Raw genomic sequence first — 18,410 nt, forward strand, 5'->3', positions numbered from 1 at the left:
CCGTATCCTCTCCAGCGAAGATGTGATGCGCCGTCGCGCCACCTTGCTGCAGCGCATGCACATTGACGGTCCGTTGCTGATCCTGTTGCTGACGCTGGCCGCCGGCAGCCTGTTCGTGCTGTATTCGGCCAGTGGCAAGAGCTGGGACCTGCTGGCGAAGCAGGCCACCTCGTTCGGCATCGGCCTGGTGTCGATGATCGTCATCGCCCAGCTCGAACCACGGTTCATGGCGCGCTGGGTGCCGCTGGCCTACGTGGTCGGCGTGGGTTTGCTGGTAGTGGTCGACATCATGGGCCACAACGCCATGGGCGCCACCCGCTGGATCAACATCCCCGGGGTGATCCGCTTCCAGCCTTCGGAATTTCTCAAGATCATCATGCCGGCGACCATTGCCTGGTACCTGTCCAAGCGGTCCTTGCCGCCGCAGCTCAAGCATGTGTGTATCAGTCTGTTGCTGATCGGCATTCCGTTCATTCTCATCGTCCGCCAGCCGGACCTCGGCACCTCGCTGCTGATCCTCGCCGGGGGTGCGTTCGTGCTGTTCATGGGCGGGTTGCGCTGGCGCTGGATCCTCAGCGTGATCGCCGCCGCCGTGCCGGTGTCGGTGGCCATGTGGTATTTCGTGATGCACGACTACCAGAAGCAGCGGGTACTGACCTTCCTCGACCCGGAAAGCGATCCGCTGGGCACCGGCTGGAACATTATCCAGTCCAAGGCCGCCATCGGTTCCGGCGGGGTGTTCGGCAAAGGCTGGCTGATGGGCACCCAGTCGCACCTGGACTTTTTGCCGGAAAGCCACACCGACTTCATCATCGCTGTGATGGGCGAGGAGTTCGGCCTGGTGGGCATTTGCGTGCTGTTGCTGATCTATCTGCTGTTGATCGGGCGCGGGCTGGTGATTACCGCCCAGGCCCAGACGCTGTTCGGCAAGTTGCTGGCGGGCAGCCTGACCATGACGTTTTTTGTTTATGTTTTCGTCAACATCGGTATGGTCAGTGGCCTGCTGCCGGTGGTGGGGGTGCCGTTGCCGTTCATTAGCTACGGAGGAACTTCGCTGGTGACGCTACTGTCAGCGTTTGGGGTTTTGATGTCGATCCATACGCATCGCAAGTGGATCGCGCAGGTTTGAATAAGGTGAAGAGTTCAATGCAAGCAATGCGTGGCTGGTCGACGCGATATGCGCCGTGGGTCGGCCTGGTCGGCTTCCTGGGCTGTGCGCCGCAGGCCCTGGCCGGCGAATACGAAGGCTCGCCGCAGGTGGCCGAATTCGTCGGTGAGATGACTCGCGACTACGGTTTTGCCGGTGAACAGCTGATGGGCGTGTTTCGCGAGGCCGAGCGCAAGCAGTCGATCCTCGACGCGATTTCCCGGCCCGCCGAGCGGGTCAAGCAGTGGAGCGAGTACCGGCCGATGTTCATCACCGAGGCGCGTATCGCCCGGGGTGTGGACTTCTGGCGCCAGCACGAAGCCGCCCTGGCCCGCGCCGAGCAGGAATATGGCGTACCGGCCCAGGTCATCGTATCGATCATCGGCGTCGAGACCTTCTTCGGCCGCAACACCGGGAATTTCCGGGTGATCGACGCCTTGTCGACCCTGGGCTTCGATTACCCGCCGCGCGCCGAGTTCTTCCGCAAGGAGCTACGCGAGTTCCTCCTGCTGGCCCGCGAAGAGCAGGTCGATCCGCTGACCCTCAAGGGCTCCTACGCCGGGGCCATGGGCTTGCCACAATTTATGCCCAGCAGTTTCCGCGCCTATGCGGTGGACTTCGACGGCGACGGCCACATCAATATCTGGACCAACCCGACCGATGCCATCGGCAGTGTTGCCAGTTATTTCAAACGGCATGGCTGGGAGGCCGGCGAGCCTGTGGTCAGCCTTGCGGACGTGCGTGGCGACCAGGTGGACCAAGGCCTGACCACGGGCATCGAGCCGACAAAAACCGTCGGGGAGTTGCGAGCGCTGGGCTGGTCGAGTCATGATGCGCTGCGTGACGACATGCCGGTCACCGCGATGCGCCTGGAAGGCGAGCAGGGCCCCGAATACTGGATGGGCCTGAAGAATTTCTACGCGATTACGCGTTATAACCGCAGCGTGATGTACGCCATGGCCGTATATCAACTGTCTGAAGAGCTGGTCAAAGCACGGGGCGTCAAATAATGCGGGCAATGCCTACCTATCAACCCCTGAAAGCCAGGCCCCTCAAGCTGGTGGCATTGGCGGCGCTGTCTTTGCTGGTCGTGAGCTGTTCGACCAGTCGCGCACCGACCCAGAAAAGTCCCAACGTCGTGCGGGCCACACCGGGCCTGGACATCAACCGGGCCCACAAGGATGGCGCGCCGTGGTGGGATGTCGATGTCTCGCGCATTCCCGACGCGACACCGACCCTGCACACCGGCCCCTACAAGGCCAACCCGTATACGGTGCTGGGCAAGACCTATTTCCCGATGGCCGATTCCAAGCGCTATGTCGCCTCGGGCACGGCTTCCTGGTATGGCACCAAGTTCCACGGCCAGAACACCGCCAATGGCGAGGTCTACGACCTGTATGGCATGAGCGCCGCGCACAAGACCCTGCCGCTGCCCAGTTATGTGCGGGTGACCAACCTGGACAACAACAAGAGCGTGATCCTGCGGGTCAACGACCGTGGGCCGTTCTATTCCGACCGCATCATCGACTTGTCGTATGCAGCGGCGAAAAAGCTCGGTTACGCTGAAACCGGCACCGCCCGGGTCAAGGTCGAAGGCATCGATCCGCAGGAATGGTGGGCCCAGCGTGGCCGTCCGGCGCCTTTGATGCTCAACGAACCAAAAGTGGCGCAAAATGCCGCGCCGACCGTGACGGCCTCCACCGGCACGGTCGAGCAATGGACGCCGCCGCCGCAGCAACACGCCGCGGCCGTGGTGCCGGTGCAGATCGATGCAAAAAAAAACGCTTCTGCAACAGCCTCTGGCCAGTATCTGCAAGTGGGCGCGTTCGCCAACCCGGACGCTGCAGAACTGTTGAGGTCGAAGCTGAGCTCGATGGTCAGCGCGCCGGTGTTCATCAGCTCGATCGTGCGCAACCAGCAGACCCTGCATCGGGTGCGCCTGGGGCCGATCGGTTCTCCGGGTGAGGTCCAGCAGGTACAGAATAGCGTGCGCCTGGCCAATCTCGGTTCGCCGAGCCTGGTCACGTCCGAATGATTGATTGAGGGCCCGCTCGTGGTTTGGGCGGGTCAGGTTGTTGGCTCCACGAATAACAAAAGCCCGGCAGGGGTTGTGAGTGAGCAACTTAAATACGCGGCAGATCCTTGTAGAATTGCCAGTTCAGTTTTTGCCTTCGGGCAGTCCCATTAGCGATTTCGAGAGACGGATGAACATCACCACCTTTGCCAAACGCCTTTGCCTGCTAGTCCCGCTGCTTCTTTCTCCGGCCGCGTTCGCGGTCGAGATGATGCCTTCGCCTCCGCAACTGGCGGCCAAAGCCTATGTCCTCATGGATGCCAGCAGCGGCAATGTGCTGGTAGAGAACAATGGTGACCAGCGCCTGCCACCGGCCAGCCTGACCAAGCTGATGACCGCGTACATCGCCACGCTGGAGATCCGTCGCGGCCAGATCGGTGAAAACGATCCGGTGACCGTCAGCGAAAACGCCTGGCGCACCGGCGGTTCGCGGATGTTCATCAAGGTCGGTTCGCAAGTGACCGTCAGCGACCTGCTGCACGGCATCATCATCCAGTCCGGCAACGACGCCAGCGTCGCCCTCGCCGAGCACATCGCCGGCAGCGAAGACGCGTTCGCCGACATGATGAACAAGACGGTCGCCGACCTGGGCATGACCAACAGCCACTTCATGAACCCGACCGGCCTGCCGAACCCCGAGCATTATTCCTCGGCTCACGACATGGCGATCCTGGCCCGGGCAATTATCCACGAAGACCCTGCGCATTACGCCATCTACTCCCAGAAGGAATTCTTCTGGAACGGCATCAAGCAGCCTAACCGCAACCTGTTGCTGTGGCGCGACAAGACCGTCGATGGCCTGAAGACCGGCCACACCGAGGAGGCTGGCTACTGCATGGTGTCTTCGGCGGTTCGTGACGGCATGCGCCTGATCGCCGTGGTGTTCGGCACCAACAGCGAAGTGGCCCGCGCCGCCGAGACCCAGAAGCTGCTGACCTACGGTTTCCGTTTCTTCGAAACCCAGACCTTCTACCAGAAGGGCACCGAACTGGCCCAGGCCCAGGTGTGGAAAGGCACCAGCAACCAGGTGAAAGCCGGCCTGGCGCAGGACCTGACCATGACCTTGCCTAAAGGCCAGCTCAAGAAGCTTGCCGCCAGCATGACCATGAACCCTCAGCTGACCGCGCCTATCGCCAAGGGTGACGTGATCGGCAAGGTCGAAGTCAAGCTGGACGACAAGGTGGTGCACAGCGCCGACCTGATCGCGCTGGACGCGGTCGAGGAAGGTGGTATTTTCCGCCGCATGTGGGATAGCATCCGTCTATTCTTCTACGGCTTGTTCAACTGATTTCGAGTGTTGACCTGCATGGCCCCGTTCCTTTCCGGTGCGGGGCCATGTTCGTTATCACGGCTTGCGAGGCCGTTACGCCATGACAGACTCCGAAGTAAAAGCGCCAAAGATCGAATTTCCCTGCGCGGATTATCCGATCAAGGTAATCGGCGATACCGGTGTGGGCTTCAAGGACAAGATCATCGCGATCCTTGAAAAACACGCCACCGTTGACCACAACACCCTGGCCGAACGCCAGAGTACCAACGGCAAATACACGACCATCCAGTTGCACATCATTGCCACCGGCCAGGAACAGCTCTACGACATCAACAGCGAGCTGCGAGCGACCGGTTTCGTGCATATGGTGTTGTGATGCCGGGCACGCTGGGCTTTCGCGAGCTGGGCAGTATGGCTTACGAGCCGGTCTGGCACGCCATGCAGCGCTTCACGAACGAACGTGGCACCAGCGCCGACGACGAAGTCTGGCTGGTGGAACACCCGCCGGTGTTCACCCAGGGCCAGGCCGGCAAGGCCGAGCATTTGCTGCTGCCGGGCGATATCCCGGTGGTGAAGGTCGACCGGGGCGGGCAGGTGACTTACCATGGCCCCGGCCAACTGGTTGCCTACCTGTTGCTGGATGTGCGCAAGCTGGGGTTCGGCGTGCGCGAGCTGGTCACTCGCATGGAAACATGCCTGATCGAGCTGCTCGCCAGCTACGGCGTGACCGCGGCGGCCAAGCCGGATGCACCGGGCGTCTACGTCGACGGGGCGAAGATCGCCTCGCTCGGCTTGCGCATCCGCCATGGCTGTTCGTTCCATGGCCTGGCGCTGAACGTGGACATGAATCTTGAACCGTTTAGACGGATTAATCCCTGTGGCTATGCAGGGCTGGCAATGACCCAGCTGCGCGATCACACAGGATCGATTGAATTTGCCGAGGTAAGTGCCCGGCTGCGCGCGCAGCTCGTCAAACACCTCGACTATGCTGAGCAGACGACCCTCACGGGCGGAATCGACTGATATGACTACTGATGCAGTGCAAACCATGATCCCGACGCTGGACGTCACCGAACGTCCGGCCCCGCGTGCCAAGGTAGAAGCCGGCGTCAAGCTGCGCGGCGCCGAGAAGGTTGCACGCATTCCGGTCAAGATCATCCCGACCACCGAACTGCCGAAGAAACCCGACTGGATCCGCGTGCGCATCCCGGTCTCTCCGGAAGTCGACCGGATCAAGGCCCTGCTGCGCAAGCACAAGCTGCACAGCGTCTGCGAAGAAGCCTCCTGCCCGAACCTGGGCGAGTGCTTCTCCGGGGGCACCGCGACGTTCATGATCATGGGCGACATCTGCACCCGTCGTTGCCCGTTCTGCGACGTCGGCCATGGCCGTCCGAAGCCATTGGATACCAACGAGCCGGAAAGCCTGGCCATCGCCATCGCCGACCTGAAGCTGAAATACGTGGTCATCACCTCGGTGGACCGTGACGACCTGCGTGACGGCGGTGCCCAGCACTTCGCCGACTGCATCCGCGAGATTCGCAAGCTGTCGCCGAACGTGCAGCTGGAAACCCTGGTGCCTGATTACCGTGGCCGCATGGACATTGCCCTGGAAATCACCGCCGCCGAGCCGCCGGATGTCTTCAACCACAACCTGGAAACCGTGCCACGCCTGTACAAGGCTGCGCGTCCTGGTTCGGACTACCAGTGGTCGCTGACCCTGCTGCAGCGTTTCAAGCAGATGATGCCGCATATTCCGACCAAGTCTGGCTTGATGCTGGGCCTGGGTGAGACTGATGAGGAAGTCATCGAGGTCATGAAGCGCATGCGTGAGCACGACATCGACATGCTGACCCTGGGCCAATATCTGCAGCCTTCCCGTAGCCATTTGCCGGTGCAGCGTTTTGTGCATCCGGATACCTTTGCCTGGTTTGCGGAGGAGGGGTACAAGATGGGCTTCAAGAACGTTGCTTCGGGGCCGTTGGTGCGGTCTTCTTATCATGCGGATGAGCAGGCTAAGTTGGTCAAGGCTGAGCTTTTGGGATCCTGATTTTTAGCTTTGGGTGGTGGGTAGATCCGTTTTACGCGTAACGGCGGCTTAGGGTTCCGCCCTTACGGCGGGTCACTTTTTTCAGACGCCAAAAAAGTAACCCAAAAGGCTTTGCCCCACCACTCGGTGCCTCGCCTAGGCTGGGCATCCATGCCGGGTTACCCACTGCGCAATACCTTCGTTCAGCCATCGTGGTTAACGGGGCGGTCCAGAGCAAAAGCAAAAGCAAAAGCAAAAGCCAAGCGAGGCGGCCTTTGGGGCCGAGCTGGTTTCTGATGGATCGCGTTTCTCCTGTGGGAGCGAGCCTGCTCGCGAAGGCGGTGGTTCAGCCACATAAATACCAGCCCCGACCGCTTTTGCTTCTGCTCTTGATCTTGATCTTGATCTGAGCGCCCCGTTAAACCACGCTGGCCGAACGCAGGCATTGCGCAGTGGGCATCCCGGCATGGATGCCGGGATAGCCGCGCTGGGCCATGGATGGCCCTTCGCGGCGGGCCCACGGAGCAATGCCGGAGTGAGGGCACACCGAGCCCAGGCGAGGTGCCGAGTGGTGGGGCAAGAGCGTTTTGGTTACTTTTGCGCTTCTCAAAAGTGACCCGCTGTAAGAGCGGAACCGCCATTAGCCGTAACAAAGAAAACGGATATACACACTAAATACGCAACAACCTGGGAAGCCCATGACCCTAACCCCCCATCACCCCGTCCCAGCCCTCCCGCCCGAAGGCCTGATCGCCGTGATCGCCCCCGCCGGCCCAGCCCCATTGGACACCGAAAAAGCCATCCAATGGATGCGCGCCAGGGGCCATGATCTGCGAATTTTCCCCGGCGTCTACGAAAAAGACGGCTACCTGGCCGGCAGCGACGATACACGACTGAACGACCTGCACGCCGCCTTCGCCGACCCAGAGGTAAACGCGATCATCTGCCTGCGCGGCGGCTACGGCACCCCACGCCTGCTCGATCGCATCGACTTCGAGCTTATTAAACGAAACCCCAAGCCCTTCGTCGGCTACAGCGACATCACCGCACTGCATCTGGCAATCAGCCGTTACGCCGGCTTCGTGACCTTCCACGGACCGTTGCTCAACGCCGACCTGCTGGGCGACAAGGAGCCCCCGACCGTCACGTCGTTCTTCAGCCTGCTGCGCGGCCAATTGAAGGCGGGCGACGTACTGAGCCATCCCGCAGCCTATCCATTGACCACCGTGGAACCCGGCATTGCCCAAGGGCGCCTGCTGGGCGGCAATCTGTCGATGATCGCCGCAACCATGGGCACGCCCTACGAAATTGATGCCGAAGGTGTAATCCTGCTGGTCGAGGACGTCAATGAGCCGCTCTATCGCATCGACCGTCTGCTGACCCAATTGCGGCTGGCAGGCACCCTGGCGAAGCTGCGAGGCGTGCTATTGGGGGATGTCGCCGGTGTGGATGGCGAGGCGCTGAACCGCTTGTTCAAGCAGACCTTCGAACCACTGCGTATTCCGGTGTTGTCCGGCTGGCGCAGCGGGCATTGTGATCCGAACCTGACGTTGCCGATGGGCGCGCTGGTGACGCTGGATGCGGGGGAGAAGAGGTTGGTGCTGGAGCAGGATGTGGTGGTCAGCCGCTAGTCTTGTAGCGCCTGCAAGTCAGTCATCGCGAGCAAGCTCGCTCCCACATTCGACCGAGTTTCCCTGACGGAACGCAGCCACTGTGGGAGCGAGCTTGCTCGCGATGGCGTCAGCCGCCATACATCGATTCAGCGACTACGCAACGCCTCCAGCAACTTGTGCGTCGGATACCCATCCGCCGGCCAGCCAAACGACTGCTGGGCGCTGCGGATCGCCTTACGGGTGTTGGCGCCGATAATGCCGTCGGGCGTGCCCGCATCGTAGTTGTGCTTGCCCAGCAGGGTCTGCAGTTCGATACGTTCGCTGCGACTCAGGGGAAGGTCTTCCTTTGGCCACTGGCCGTAGACCAGGCCTGCGCCGGCGAAGCGCTGTGACAACAGCCCAACCGCCAAGGCGTAGGACGATGAGTTGTTGTACTTGAGGATGGCTCGGAAGTTGTCGAATATCAGGAATGCCGGGCCGCGATGGCCTGCCGGCAGGAGAAGGGAAGCCGAGAGCTGTTTCTCATCCGGGGCAATCGGCAAACCGCCATATTCGGAAACGCCCAGGCGCTCCCATTCGGAGACGGCTTTGCGAATCGTGCCATCGGCCAGGGTGTAGTCGAAGCCTTCACCGAGCGAGACCTCGAATCCCCATGGTTGGCCGCGCTGCCAGCCGGAGCTTTGCAGGTAATGCGCGGTCGAGGCCAGGGCGTCGGTGGCGCTGCCCCAGATATCACGACGCCCATCGCCATCGAAGTCCACTGCATGGGTGTTGTAGGTGGTTGGAATGAACTGGGTTTGGCCCATGGCGCCGGCCCAGGAGCCGAGCATTTTTTCCGGGGTGATATCGCCCTGTTGCAGAATTTGCAGCGCGGCAATCAGTTGTGCGTGGGCAAAGCCCGGGCGCCGTCCTTCGTAGGCGAGGGTGGCCAGGGAATTGATCACTGACTTGGTCCCCTGGAACTGGCCGAAATTGCTCTCCATGCCCCACACCGCTACCAGCGCCTGGCGATCAACGCCGTAGCGCTGTTCGATGCTTTGCAGGATGTCGGCGTGCTGCTGGAGCAAGGCCTGGCCTTTGCGCACCCGCAAAGGTGACAAGGCGCCATCGAGGTATTCCCATACCGGCCGGCTGAATTCAGGTTGGCTGCGATCCGCCTTGATCACGCTCATGTCCGGGCTGACGCCGATGAAGGCACGGTCGAACAGGTCGGCCCGGATCCCGGCGGCCAGTGCTTCCTTGCGAAACCCGGCTTGCCATTCGGCGAAGGTCTGGGTCGGCGCAATATCCAGGTTCTCCCCGGTCGGCACTACGGGCGGCACGATGGCCGGTGCGGTCACGGCAGGCAGGGTCTTGAGCGGTTGGGCGTCGGCGGCGGTGGGTTTTTCAGCGCAGGCGACCAATAACGCAACGCTTGCGGCAGCTATCAATTGGCGCAGTGGCCAACGACGGGAAAGGCAAAGGGGCATGCACGGGTCCAGATAAACGAATCAAGTGCTGACCTTAACATGGGCAGGGGCTGTAGAGCTTGTTCGAGTGTTTCAGGCTGCCAGAAAGCAAGAAGCCTCCCAGTTGTCAGACTGGAAGGCTTCGCGGCGGTAGCTGCCTTTGCCCTTGGCGGGTCGTTCCTGGCGGCTGCGGAACAGGGGCTGGGCGACGATGGACTTGGCCTTGTTGGGGCCATGCCTGGATGGCTTTTTGCTCATGATCAGATCTCTCCTGGGGATGGTTTTTCGCGAGGCAATCATGGGACAGAGCTGGGTTTTTGTCCAGTCCCTGGACCGTGCTGGTTATGTTGTCTGGATGGAGAGATTTTGTCGCGAGGGAGCAAGTCCCCTCACCACAGGTACCGGTTTATTCAGCGGGTAATGACAGCCGTTGGCCGGCCATCAACAGCGACAACCGGCTCAGGCTCATCCACGGTGAACCTGCGGCCTGGCCCTTGATCTGTGCGTCGATGCGCTGGGCTTCGAGCAGCAATTGCGCCCAGCGTGATGCCGAGTAACGTTGCAGCGCCTTGCTCATCAACGGTTTGCGTTTGTCCCATACCGGCGGCCGGGCCTGGCTGAAGGCTTTGTCCAGCGGCACGCCCTGACTGTATTGCAACGACAGGTTCGCGAGCAGGCGCAACTCCCGGGCCAGCGCCCAGAGAATCACTGGCGGTTCGACGCCCTCGCCCCGCAGGCCTTCAAGCATGCGCAAGGCGTGGGCGGCTTCACCGTTGAGGATCGCGTCGGTCAGCCCGAAGACATCGAAGCGTGCGCTGTCGGCCACGGCCGCCTGGACCGTTTCCACCGTGATCTGGCCACCCTCGGCCATCAGCTTGAGTTTTTCGATTTCCTGGGCGGCGGCCAACAGGTTGCCTTCGACCCGGGCGGCAATCAGCTCAACCGCGTCCTGGCTGGCCGACAGGCCGGCCTGGGACAGGCGCTGGCGGATCCAGCTGGGCAACTGACTGACATCCACCGGCCAGATCTGCACGAACTGAGTCTGCTGGCCTTCGACCAGCGCCTTGCCCCACTTGGTTTTCTGCGCGCTGCCGTCGAGTTTCGGCAGGCTGATCAGCAGTACCGTGTCCTCGGCGGGCCGCGAGCAGTATTCGATCAGCGCGGCGGCGCCCTTGTCACCGGGTTTACCGGAGGGCAAGCGTAGTTCCAGCAGGCGTTTCTCGGCGAACAGCGACATGCTTGCCCCGGCCTGCAGTAACGTACCCCAATCGAAGCTGGCGTCGGCGGCGAACACCTGGCGTTCGTCGAAACCTTGCTGGCGGGCGGCAGAGCGGATGGCGTCGGCGGCTTCCTGGCACAGCAGCGGGTCATCGCCGCTGATGATATAGACGGGCGCGAGCGCGCCTTGCAGATGTTTGCCGAGTTGAGCGGGAGCGAGTTTCATAGGCGCAGGCGAGCGGGGCGCCGAAGCGCCCCGCAAGGCTTATTGAGCCGGGATCTGCAACGGCGACTGTTGCGGGGTTTCCGCCTCAGCCTTGCGTGCCGCTTCCAGCGCTTCGGCTTCGGCCTTGGCGCGAGCGTCGGCGGTCTGTTGCAACTGGTCCAGTTGAGCGGGGCTCAGCTGTTGCAGGCGCAGCATCATGCGCTGGACCAGTTCACGGCGCATTTCGCCGCGTACTTCGACGGACTCCTGATCGGAACCGGTGATGTTGTTGCCGTCGTGCAGGTAGACCTTCTGCACCTGCAGCTTGTCGTCCAGCAACGACAGGCCGTTGTTGCCGCGGATTTCGTAGTTCAACACGTTGGTCAGCTCGTACTCGGCCGAACGACCGGCGCCGGCATAGCTGAGGCTGCGCTGGCTTTGCTGTTCGCTTGCCAATACCAGCTTGTACGGTGCGCCGCTGTAGACTTTCACACCGCTGTTTTCCAGGGTCTGACGCAGCATTTTCACGGTATCGCCATAAGCGTCCCGCGCGCTGAGGTCCAGTTCCTTGATGGCCAGCTCGGTGGTGCCAGTGCCGCGCAGCTGGAAGCCGCAGGCGCTCAACAGGACCGCCAGGCCCATAACCAGCAGATTACGTTTGATCATCTTGTTGCTCCCCTTGAAACCCATGGGCCGACTGTGCGGCCCCGCAGGTCATATTCGGCGTCCGGCCGGTGGCCTGGACGCCCGATCCAATTAGCTTGCGACGATATTGACCAGTTTGCCGGGCACGACGATCACTTTGCGGATCGTCAGCCCATCGACGAAGCGCAGTACGTTTTCGTTGGCGCGTGCGGCGGCTTCGACTTCTTCGCGAGTGGCGGCGGCCGGCATGTCGATCTGGCCGCGCAACTTGCCGTTGACCTGGATGACCAAGGTCAGGCTGTCTTGTACCAGCGCTGTTTCGTCCACCACCGGCCAACCGGCGTCAATCACCGGGTCGGCGTGACCCAATTGATTCCACAGTTCATGGCTGATGTGCGGAGTGATTGGCGCGAGCAGCAGCGTCACCGCTTCCAGGCCTTCATGAACCAGCGCGCGATCCTGTTCGGTGTCTTGCGCGGCTTTTTCCAGCACATTCATCAGCGTCATTACTTGGGCGATGGCCGTGTTGAATTTGTGGTTCTGGCCGACGTCATGGCTGGCCTGCTTGATCGCCAGGTGAATCGAGCGACGAATGGCTTTCTGCTCGTCGTTCAGGCCGGCGAGGTCCAGTTTGCCTGGCAGACCCTGGCTGACGTGAGCCTGGGCCAGGCGCCAGACGCGCTTGAGGAAGCGGTGCGAGCCTTCGACGCCGGAGTCGGACCATTCGGCGCTCATGTCGGGTGGCGACGCGAACATCATGAACAGGCGGCAGGTGTCCGCGCCGAACTGATCAATCATCGACTGTGGGTCGACGCCGTTGTTCTTCGACTTGGCCATCTTCTCGGTGCCGCCGATTTCCACCGGCAGGCCATCGGCGATCAGCTTGGCGCTGATGACCTTGGCCTTGCTGTCGCGTTCGAGTTCGACGTCGCTCGGGTTGAACCAGGTATAGGCACCATTGGCTTCGCGACGATAGTAAGTCTCGGCGATCACCATGCCTTGGGTCAGCAGGTTCTTGAACGGCTCGTTGGAGCTCACCAGGCCTTCGTCGCGCATCAGCTTGTGGAAGAAGCGCGCGTAGAGCAGGTGCAGGATGGCGTGTTCGATGCCGCCGATGTACTGGTCCACTGGCAACCAGTGGTCGGCCGCGGATTTTTCCACCAGGCCGCCTTCATAATGCGGCGAGGCATAGCGGGCGTAATACCACGAGGACTCGACGAAGGTGTCCATGGTGTCGGTTTCACGCTTGGCCGGTGCGCCGCATTTCGGGCAACTGCATTCGTAGAACTCGGGCATGCGCGCAAGGGGCGAGCCGGCGCCATCGGGTACGACGTCTTCCGGCAGGACCACTGGCAACTGGTCTTCGGGTACCGGTACATCGCCGCAGGTGTCGCAATGCACGATCGGAATCGGGCAGCCCCAGTAGCGCTGGCGGCTGATGCCCCAGTCACGCAGGCGGAACTGGGTGCGCGAGGCGCCGAGGTTTTTCTTGATCAGGGCGACTTCGATGGCATCGAATGCGCCGGCGAAATCCAGGCCGTTGTACTCGCCGGAATTGATCAGCTCACCGTGCTCGCCATAGGCATCCTGCCATGGCGCCGGGGTCTGGTCACCGGCGCTGGTACGCACGACCGGTTTGACTGGCAGGTTGTACTTGTGGGCGAACTCGAAGTCGCGTTCGTCGTGAGCCGGCACGGCCATCACGGCGCCGTCGCCATAGTGCATCAGCACGTAGTTGGCGACCCACACCGGCAGTTTCTCGCCGGTGAGCGGGTGTTCAACGAACAGCGAGGTCGGCAGGCCTTTCTTTTCCTGGGTGGCGACATCGGCTTCGGCGACGCTGCCGCCCTTGCATTCGGCAATGAACGCCTGCAGCTCGGGGTTGTTCTGCGCTGCGAGGGTCGCCAGCGGATGTTCGGCGGCCACGGCTACGTAGGTGGCGCCCATCAGGGTATCCGGACGGGTGGTGAAGACTTTCAGGGTGCCGGCCTCGCCAATGGAGGCGACGTCGTACGGGAACTGCACTTCCATGCCCCGGGACTTGCCGATCCAGTTGCGCTGCATGGTCTTGACCTGCTCGGGCCAGCCGGTCAGCTCGTCGAGACTCTCCAGGAGTTCATCCGCGTAGGCGGTGATCTTGAAGTAGTACATCGGGATCTCGCGCTTTTCGATCAGCGCGCCGGAACGCCAGCCGCGACCGTCGATGACCTGCTCGTTGGCCAGTACGGTCTGGTCCACCGGGTCCCAGTTCACGGTGCCGTTCTTGCGGTAGATCACGCCTTTTTCGAACAGGCGGGTGAACAGCCACTGCTCCCAGCGGTAGTACTCGGGCTTGCAGGTGGTGACCTCGCGAGACCAGTCCACCGCAAGGCCCAGGCTGCGCAGCTGGGTCTTCATGTAGGCGATGTTTTCGTAGGTCCACTTGGCAGGGGCCACGTTGTTTTTCATCGCGGCGTTTTCCGCCGGCATGCCGAAGGCGTCCCAACCCATCGGTTGCAGGACATTCTTGCCCTGCATGCGCTGGTAGCGGGAGATCACGTCGCCGATGGTGTAGTTGCGCACGTGCCCCATGTGCAGCTTGCCGCTGGGGTAAGGGAACATCGACAGGCAGTAGTACGTCTCCTTGCCTGGCTGTTCACTGACTTCAAAGGACTTTTGCTCGTCCCAGAACGATTGGGCGGCGGCTTCGATTTCACGGGGCTGGTAGTGTTCGTGCATGGCTACTTTTGTACTGAATGGGGTGGCCCAATCCTCTTCATTGCCATGCTGGACGCAGACGACGCCGGATGCGGCGTTTTCGATGCCCAGCCAGGCTGGAAGTGGAGTTACAGGAAGCGCCGTAGCATACATGACCGCGCTCTGCCGAGGGAAACCTTGATTGCGTGTCCAGGCGTTGCCGACCATTGCCGACGGCCGGCGTTCAGGGCCGTTGGTCGCGGCGTCCTGCCGGTTTGCCCAGCGAAGCTAAGCTTCTCAATGGGGAGTGAGTCTTATCTTCAATGAGGTGAGGGATGGTTGAATCACAACGAAAAGTCGCTACACCTGAGCTGTACGAAAAACTGATCGATCGTCTCGGGGTGGCCCTGGACGCGGCAAGAACCGCCGGTCGCTTGCGTGATGAACGCCCGGCAGAGCTGGAACTACGCGGCTTGAGCCCCGCAGAGTTCGAAGTCGTCAAGGCTTACCTTGAGCAGGTCGGGCACCAGGCCTCCTCCAGTGGTGTCCAGGCAAACAAGCGTCTCGATGCGCCCCGTCCGGCCAAGGTTGTCTGGCTCAAGGACCGGACGCCCGACAAGGATGCTGTAAAGGTCCGCTCGCTGCAGTTCAAGTGAAGCCGGATCCACGCGTGTCGCTTTTTTTTGATTCGGCTTTTTTCGAATCTGTTGTCGCATTGCGTCAACCCACCTAGGCTTCGGGCATCTTTGGAGATGCCCGATGCCGTTTCGTTATTTCATCAAACAACTTCTATTGCCGCCCGGCATTCTTTTACTGCTGCTGGCGCTTGCCTGGTGGTGGCGCGACTCCCGGCCGCGCCTGGCTCGCCTGTGTTTTGCGGCGGGCCTGGGTGGTTTCTGGCTGATGAGCCTGCCGGTGGTGGTGCAGTGGAGCGCCGGGGCATTGGAGCGTGAGCCGCCACTGCCGCGCAGTGAATGGGTGACCCTGGCTCAGCGTGCCGACGCCATCGTGGTGCTGGGGTCCGGTCGTGAGCGTGGCGACCTGGCCTGGGGCACTGACCAGCCCACCGGTATCGGTCTGGAGCGCCAGCGTTATGCGGCGCGCCTGGCCAAGGCGTCCGGCCTGCCTGTGCTGACCAGTGGTGGCTTGCACTATGGCACTCCGCCCAGCGAAGCGAAGCTGATGGCCGACGCGATGCTCGATGATCACGGGGTGACCGTACGCTGGCTGGAAGAGCGCAGCCGCACGACCTGGGAAAATGCCCAGATGAGCGCGCAGATCCTGTTGCCTGAAGGCGTCAAGCGCGTGGTCGTCGTGACCCAGGCCTGGCATATGCCGCGCGCGGTCTGGAGCTTCCAGCGTGCGGGCTTCGAGGTGGTACCGGCGCCGGTGGGGTTTCTCGGCCAGGATAACGCCCGGCCACTGGGCGGCTGGATGCCGGAATTCAAGTCGATCTGGCAGTCGGGACAGTTGATGAATGAAGCAGTGGGGTTGGTGGGGTATTGGTTGTTCTACCGCTGAACAAAATCGAGGTGAGCGCCATTGTGGCGAGGGAGCTTGCTCCCGCTGGCCTGCGAAGCAGGCCCCTGCAGTGCTCCAGGTAAACCGCACTGTCCGGTTTTGCGACTGCTGCGCAGCCGAGCGGGAGCAAGCTCCCTCGCCACAGAGATATCCAGCCCTACAAGAGATGTGTCAAACGGTCTTGGCCATCCGTCCGGCCATCAACGCCCAGCCCAGCAGCAACGCGCACAGGATGATCAACGGCCACGAACGCCATTGCAGGTAGGGCGTCAGGTCGTGCATCGGCACCACTTCGCCGTAGAGGATGCCGCGCTCGAACTGCGGGATGCTGACGGTGATCTGGCCGAAGGGGTTGATCAGGCCGGTCACGCCATTGTTGGTGGCACGAATCATCCAGCGGCCGGCTTCCAGCGCGCGCATCTGCGCCATTTGCAAATGCTGCAACGGGCCGATCGAAGTGCCGAACCAGGTGTCGTTGCTGATGGTCAGCAGCAGGTCGCTGCGCGCCGAAAGGCTGGCGGCGAATTCCGGGTAGACCACTTCGTAACAAATGAATGGAGCGATCTGGTAACCCTTGGCTTGCAGCAGCGGCTGGTCGGCCGGGCCCCGGGCGAAATCCGACATGGGCAAGTCGAAGAATGCGATCAGCCCGCGCAGCAGGTCCTGCAACGGCACGTACTCGCCGAAGGGCACGAGTTTCTGCTTGAGGTAGGTGCCATCGCCTTCTCCGGTCACGGTGATGCCGTTGAAGTAGCGTCTCTCGTGGCGCACCAGTTGGCGAATCGGCACGCCGGTGATCAGCGCCGAATGCCGCTCGGCGGCGAAGCTGCCCATCATGTCCAGGTAACCCTGGGCGGACTCCTTGAGCACCGGCACCGCGGTTTCCGGCCAGACCAGCAGGTCGACGCGCTTGGAGCTGAGGCTCATGTCGCGGTACAGCGCCAACTGCGCGTTGAGCTGTTCGGGGTCCCACTTCATGCTTTGTTCGATATTGCCCTGGATCGCCGCCACGCTCAGCGGGTCGCCCAAAGGACTGGTCCAGGCGTGACCCTTGAGCGCCATGCCGGCGACCCACGGACCGACCAGCAGCACCAGGCCCGCAGCGATGAAGCCCTTGCGCCCGGCGCGCAGCAGCCGGGGCACGTTGTACAGCAGCGCGGCGGTCAGGGCGAGGGTGAAGGATATCAGCCACATCCCGCCCAGCGGCGCGAGCCCCGCCAGCGGGCCGTCGAGCTGGCTATAGCCGGAATAAAGCCACGGAAAACCGGTCAGGAACCAGCCGCGGAAAGCTTCCTGGCCCAACCACAGCGCGGCGAAGGCCAGTGCGTCGGCCAGGGGCGCCTCGTTGCGCCGCAGCCAGCGCGCCCACAGCCAGGCGGGCAGGGCGAAAAACCAGGCGATGGCGGCGATGAACAACAGCATCAACAGACCGGCTAGCAGCACCGAGGCGCCGCCGAAGTTGTGGATGCTGACGTAGATCCAGCTGGTGCCGGCGCCAAACAGGCCGAAACCGAAACACCAACCACGGCCCAGGGCCTGGCGGGGCGAGAGTTCGCGCAAGCCGGCGTAGAACAACCCGACCGCGAGCAATGCCAGCGGCCAGATGTCGAAGGGTGCCAACGCCAGGGTGGTGATCGCGCCGGCCGCCACGGCCAGCAGGTTACCGGGCCAGCCGGGGCGGGTTATCCAGCGCATGTATTTCCTTAGCGGGTCTCGCAGGGGTTAACGGGCAATGGGTGACAGGCGCAGCAGATGGATCCGGCGACTGTCGGCATTCAGGATGCGAAAGCGCCAGGAGCCGATCTCGGTGGTTTCGTTACGCTTGGGCAGGTGCCCGAAAGCGCTCATGACCAGGCCGCCGACGGTATCGAACTCATCGTCGGAAAACTCGCTGTCGAAGAACTCGTTGAAGTTCTCGATGGGCGTCAGGGCCTTGATCAGGAAGTCACCGCTGGGCAGTGGCTTGATGTAGCTGTCTTCCTCGACATCGTGTTCGTCCTCGATGTCGCCGACGATCTGCTCAAGCACGTCTTCGATGGTGACCAGCCCGGCCACGCCACCGTATTCGTCGATGACGATGGCCATGTGATTGTGATTGGCGCGGAACTCGCGCAGCAGCACGTTAAGGCGCTTGGACTCGGGCACGAAGGTGGCCGGACGCAGCAAGTCCTTGATGTTGAAGCTGTCGCCGTTCTCCTGGAGGATCAGCGGCAGCAGGTCCTTGGCCAGCAGCACGCCCATGACGTCGTCATGGCTCTCGCCGACGACCGGGTAGCGCGAGTGAGCGGAATCGACCACGGCCGGCAGGAATTCGCGGGGAGTCTGGGTCGCCTTGATGCTGACCATCTGCGAGCGCGGGACCATGATGTCCCGCACTTGCAGGTCAGCGACCTGGATGGCGCCTTCGACGATGGCCAGCGCTTCGCTGTCCAACAGTTTGTTCTGGTGTGCATCGCGCAGCAGCTCCAGCAGCTCCTGGCGGTTTTTCGGCTCATGGGCAAAAGCCTGGGTGAGCTTGCCCAGCCATGACTTCTGCCCGTTGGTCGATCGATCTTCGCTCATAGCGA

17 protein-coding genes are annotated in these 18,410 nt (G+C 62.1%); 10 read left to right on the forward strand and 7 right to left on the reverse strand.

Annotated elements, in window-relative coordinates; translation table 11 throughout:
* Positions 1–25: 25 nt before the first annotated feature.
* From rodA to J3P96_RS03810, 8 genes are all read left to right on the forward strand, one after another.
* Positions 26–1,129 (forward strand): rod shape-determining protein RodA, encoded by a 1,104-nt coding sequence (rodA, locus tag J3P96_RS03775; protein ID WP_305501174.1) that lies wholly within the window; start codon positions 26–28, stop codon positions 1,127–1,129.
* A 17-nt stretch (positions 1,130–1,146) separates the two neighbouring features.
* On the forward strand, positions 1,147–2,157 hold the full coding sequence (mltB, locus tag J3P96_RS03780; protein ID WP_305498581.1) for a lytic murein transglycosylase B: 1,011 nt from the start codon (positions 1,147–1,149) through the stop codon (positions 2,155–2,157).
* A complete protein-coding gene (locus J3P96_RS03785; protein ID WP_434655431.1) occupies positions 2,157–3,182 on the forward strand; it encodes a septal ring lytic transglycosylase RlpA family protein in 1,026 nt (341 codons plus the stop codon). Before mltB ends, J3P96_RS03785 begins: the two co-directional genes overlap by 1 nt.
* 169 nt (positions 3,183–3,351) lie before the next feature.
* A complete protein-coding gene (locus J3P96_RS03790) occupies positions 3,352–4,509 on the forward strand; it encodes a D-alanyl-D-alanine carboxypeptidase family protein (protein WP_434571608.1) in 1,158 nt (385 codons plus the stop codon).
* Between the two features lie 82 nt (positions 4,510–4,591).
* The gene (locus J3P96_RS03795; RefSeq protein WP_434627963.1) at positions 4,592–4,867 is read left to right on the forward strand and encodes a DUF493 domain-containing protein; all 276 of its coding nucleotides are present in this window, start codon (positions 4,592–4,594) and stop codon (positions 4,865–4,867) included.
* Positions 4,867–5,514, forward strand: a complete 648-nt coding sequence (gene lipB, locus J3P96_RS03800) for a lipoyl(octanoyl) transferase LipB (protein ID WP_305498585.1) — start codon at positions 4,867–4,869, stop codon at positions 5,512–5,514. The genes J3P96_RS03795 and lipB overlap by 1 nt, the downstream gene beginning before the upstream one ends.
* Position 5,515: 1 nt before the next feature.
* A complete protein-coding gene (lipA, locus tag J3P96_RS03805) occupies positions 5,516–6,538 on the forward strand; it encodes a lipoyl synthase (RefSeq protein ID WP_014340371.1) in 1,023 nt (340 codons plus the stop codon).
* Between the two features lie 677 nt (positions 6,539–7,215).
* Complete coding sequence (locus J3P96_RS03810) at positions 7,216–8,148, forward strand: S66 peptidase family protein (protein WP_434655434.1); 933 nt, start codon at positions 7,216–7,218, stop codon at positions 8,146–8,148.
* A gap of 128 nt (positions 8,149–8,276) precedes the next feature.
* Here J3P96_RS03810 and J3P96_RS03815 read toward each other — a convergent pair whose 3' ends face one another.
* The 5 genes from J3P96_RS03815 to leuS form a co-directional block, all read right to left on the reverse strand.
* Complete coding sequence (locus J3P96_RS03815) at positions 8,277–9,599, reverse strand: lytic murein transglycosylase (protein WP_434655435.1); 1,323 nt, start codon at positions 9,597–9,599, stop codon at positions 8,277–8,279.
* A 72-nt stretch (positions 9,600–9,671) separates the two neighbouring features.
* Positions 9,672–9,836 carry an alternative ribosome rescue factor ArfA gene (gene arfA / locus J3P96_RS03820; protein WP_030140368.1) on the reverse strand — a complete coding sequence of 55 codons (165 nt, stop codon included), beginning with the start codon at positions 9,834–9,836 and terminating at the stop codon, positions 9,672–9,674.
* 148 nt (positions 9,837–9,984) lie between these two features.
* On the reverse strand, positions 9,985–11,022 hold the full coding sequence (gene holA, locus J3P96_RS03825) for a DNA polymerase III subunit delta (protein WP_434571617.1): 1,038 nt from the start codon (positions 11,020–11,022) through the stop codon (positions 9,985–9,987).
* Between the two features lie 39 nt (positions 11,023–11,061).
* Positions 11,062–11,667 carry an LPS assembly lipoprotein LptE gene (lptE, locus tag J3P96_RS03830; RefSeq protein WP_434655437.1) on the reverse strand — a complete coding sequence of 202 codons (606 nt, stop codon included), beginning with the start codon at positions 11,665–11,667 and terminating at the stop codon, positions 11,062–11,064.
* 90 nt (positions 11,668–11,757) lie between these two features.
* Positions 11,758–14,364 (reverse strand): leucine--tRNA ligase, encoded by a 2,607-nt coding sequence (gene leuS, locus J3P96_RS03835; protein ID WP_434655439.1) that lies wholly within the window; start codon positions 14,362–14,364, stop codon positions 11,758–11,760.
* A 293-nt stretch (positions 14,365–14,657) separates the two neighbouring features.
* Between leuS and J3P96_RS03840 the strand changes: the two genes are divergently transcribed.
* Together J3P96_RS03840 and J3P96_RS03845 are read left to right on the forward strand one after the other, a co-directional pair.
* Positions 14,658–14,978 carry a hypothetical protein gene (locus J3P96_RS03840; RefSeq protein WP_434571622.1) on the forward strand — a complete coding sequence of 107 codons (321 nt, stop codon included), beginning with the start codon at positions 14,658–14,660 and terminating at the stop codon, positions 14,976–14,978.
* A gap of 103 nt (positions 14,979–15,081) precedes the next feature.
* A complete protein-coding gene (locus J3P96_RS03845) occupies positions 15,082–15,843 on the forward strand; it encodes a YdcF family protein (protein WP_434655442.1) in 762 nt (253 codons plus the stop codon).
* Positions 15,844–16,014: 171 nt separating this feature from the next.
* On the opposite strand, the gene lnt is transcribed toward J3P96_RS03845, so the two are convergent.
* Together lnt and J3P96_RS03855 are read right to left on the reverse strand one after the other, a co-directional pair.
* On the reverse strand, positions 16,015–17,538 hold the full coding sequence (gene lnt / locus J3P96_RS03850; protein ID WP_434655444.1) for an apolipoprotein N-acyltransferase: 1,524 nt from the start codon (positions 17,536–17,538) through the stop codon (positions 16,015–16,017).
* A gap of 27 nt (positions 17,539–17,565) precedes the next feature.
* Complete coding sequence (locus J3P96_RS03855) at positions 17,566–18,405, reverse strand: HlyC/CorC family transporter (protein WP_186610826.1); 840 nt, start codon at positions 18,403–18,405, stop codon at positions 17,566–17,568.
* Positions 18,406–18,410: the final 5 nt, after the last annotated feature.

The organism is Pseudomonas sp. R3-56 (assembly GCF_051132075.1).
Taxonomy (GTDB): Bacteria; Pseudomonadota; Gammaproteobacteria; order Pseudomonadales; family Pseudomonadaceae; genus Aquipseudomonas.